The following is a 2,636-nucleotide window of genomic DNA, read 5'->3' on the forward strand; positions in this document are numbered from 1 at the left end:
ATCCATTATTGGCGGCGGCGGAGGTCAAAGTGGACCATTGGGCAAGCCATCGGCCAGTCTGGCCAATTATACAAAATGCGCTGGGCTGCCGTTGTCAAACATCACCATTGGAAAGCTTGGAAACTATACTTTTCAACAGGGTTTCAGCAAAGAAAAGCGCACTGGCTTCATCAATCGACGCCCCGCCAAGGCCGATGACTGCATTTTGAATACAGGTCTTCAAAAAGATGAAGTCGTCTATTTTGAGGTAGATGAGCCAAGCTATCGTAAAACTAGAAACGGCAGCAATTATACTTTGCAATGTGTCAATTCCGATAACCCTGGCGGTGGAACTGTTCCTCTACATGGGACAAATGGCAGCAGCGATAGTTATCTGGGCGATTCTCACATGAAACTGGCTTGTGGCAACAGTGAAGGATTGAGTGATTGCGCGAACGGGAAGAATTCGGACCGGGCTAGCGCACATTCTAAGGGTCTTAAAAAGCGTCGTAAATATGGCGCTAGTTTCCTGGCGCGTGCGAACAATCTCTCCGAACGCGGTCAATCGAAGCGTTTATATTGTCAGTTTTACGACAAAGATTCAGGCAGGAGCCTCGTCGCGTTCGAGATGATTAGCAAAAGCCCATATGACTAAATTCAACAATCAATTGCACTAACAAGGAGTATACAAAATGAATGTCCGTATTATCGCTATTGCAGGCGCAATGGCAATCGCCACCACACCATCTGTTTCTTTTGCCCAATCCAGTAGCACCAGCGTGCCAAAGGATGGCAGTTGCCCGTCAGGTTTCAAATCAAGCGGATCCAACTGCGTATCGACTGGTGGTAAACCTGCCATCACAAAAGTTGGTTCATGCCCATCAACATTCAAATCATCCGGCAACTATTGCGTAGGAACCAGTAGCAGCTCCTATGCTGAAGTGCGCAGTGGCAGCTGTTCTTCGGGTCTAAAAACGGCAGGAAAAGACTGCATAAAATAACCAATAAAGTTGCAAGCCGAAATGCATCCCTCAGGGCGCGCCAAAAATGGTGCGCCCAATTTTGTGTCGCAGAATGGAATATGACGACTGTTTAGTAGATCAAGCAACTGACCTTTTCTAAATGTAGCGAAATGGCTGTCGGTGTTACGTCCGCTTTTACCCCCATAGCGGATATTAGTGATTATGACTCCTTGATCCCGAAAACGGGCTTAACTGGGAAGTCGGTGTACTTGTTGATTGTTAAGCGGCGCAGCGTCGATTGACGACTTTAGTATCCCACAACGCTCCACTCTTTTGGGTAGGTATACCCACAATTAGAAAACGTTATTCTTTCGGATATCAATCCACCAGTCTTCGAGTTGAGTATTTGTTCGTTCCAAGTTGAAGAATGTGAAGGTTACGATGGAACAATAATGTGACTTGGAGTTTTGGGTGCCCAATATTCGTCTAGCAACAGATGTCGGTGGAACATTTACTGATCTGGTTTTTTATGAAGTCGACGCGGAGCATGGCGTTGTAAATGGAATAAAAGCGGTCAAGTCGCACACGACACCGCCCAATTTTGAGAAGGGCGTCTTGGCTGCCGTTGAAAAGGCAGGCATCGACGAACCATCAATCGAGTTTTTCGCGCATGGAACAACGGTTGTCATCAACGCGCTGACAGAACGCAAGGGTGTAAAAACTGCGCTTATCACTACCAAAGGGTTCCGCGATATCTTGGAAATTGCGCGCGGCAATCGCCCAGATTTTTTTAACCTGCGTTACGAAAAACCAGAACCTTTTATTCCCCGTTATTTGCGGCAAGAGGTTGCGGAACGATTGACTTACAAAGGGGAGGTCCTCGAACCACTTTTGACCGATGGGCTGTCGGATATTCTTGATAGTTTCAAAGCAGAAGGCGTGGAAGCTATCGCAATTTGCTTGCTCCATTCCTATGCAAATCCCGCCCATGAAATCGCACTTGAGCAGGCTATTCAAGAATATTGGCCGGAGGTTTCCAACGTTTGCTCCCATCAAATTACCCGTGAATGGCGAGAGTACGAACGTTCCAATACGACGGCATTGTGCGCCTATGTCCGTCCTATCGCGGTTGATTACTTGACCCGTATGGAAAATGAGCTGCACGCGAATGGATTTGATGGATCCTTCTATGTGATGCAGTCTAACGGGGGAATTGACACGTTGTCCTCTGCAAAATCGACGCCGATCACGATGGTGGAGTCAGGCCCGGCAAGCGGTGTATTGGGCGCAGCCGCGCTTGGGGATTTGATCGGTGAGAAGAATATCATTGCTCTGGACATTGGTGGCACCACCGCAAAATGTTCGTTGATCGACAATGGCAATGTTGAGGTGACCAGTCAGTACATGATTGAAAAAAGTCAGTTATCAGCTGGTTATCCGATCATGACGCCGGTGGTAGATATTGTGGAAATAGGCAATGGCGGTGGTTCCATCGCCTGGGTCGACGAGGACGATAAAATGCATGTCGGCCCCAAAAGCGCGGGCGCAAAACCGGGTCCGGTCGCATATGGAAAGGGCGGCGTTGAACCGACAACTACGGATGCCAATTTGATGCTTGCGCGCATAAATCCAGAATATTTCATCGGCGGTGAAATAGAAGCGGACATGAACGCGGTAGCTTCGTCATTTGACACT

3 protein-coding genes are annotated in these 2,636 nt (G+C 48.0%); 2 read left to right on the forward strand and 1 reads right to left on the reverse strand.

Features of this window, described 5'->3' with window-relative positions:
- Positions 1 to 634, forward strand: a 634-nt coding sequence (locus Q0231_RS08750; RefSeq protein ID WP_299347199.1) for a hypothetical protein, incomplete at its 5' end; no start/stop codon positions are given.
- Positions 635 to 652: 18 nt separating this feature from the next.
- On the opposite strand, the gene Q0231_RS08755 is transcribed toward Q0231_RS08750, so the two are convergent.
- Entirely contained in the window at positions 653 to 883 is a 231-nt protein-coding gene (locus tag Q0231_RS08755; RefSeq protein ID WP_299347200.1) for a hypothetical protein, read from the reverse strand.
- A 529-nt stretch (positions 884 to 1,412) separates the two neighbouring features.
- Here Q0231_RS08755 and Q0231_RS08760 point away from each other — a divergent pair.
- A partial coding sequence (locus Q0231_RS08760; protein ID WP_299347201.1) for a hydantoinase/oxoprolinase family protein occupies positions 1,413 to 2,636 on the forward strand: 1,224 nt, incomplete at its 3' end.

Source organism: uncultured Maritalea sp. (assembly GCF_937139385.1).
Taxonomy (GTDB): Bacteria; Pseudomonadota; Alphaproteobacteria; order Rhizobiales; family Devosiaceae; genus Maritalea; species Maritalea porphyrae_A.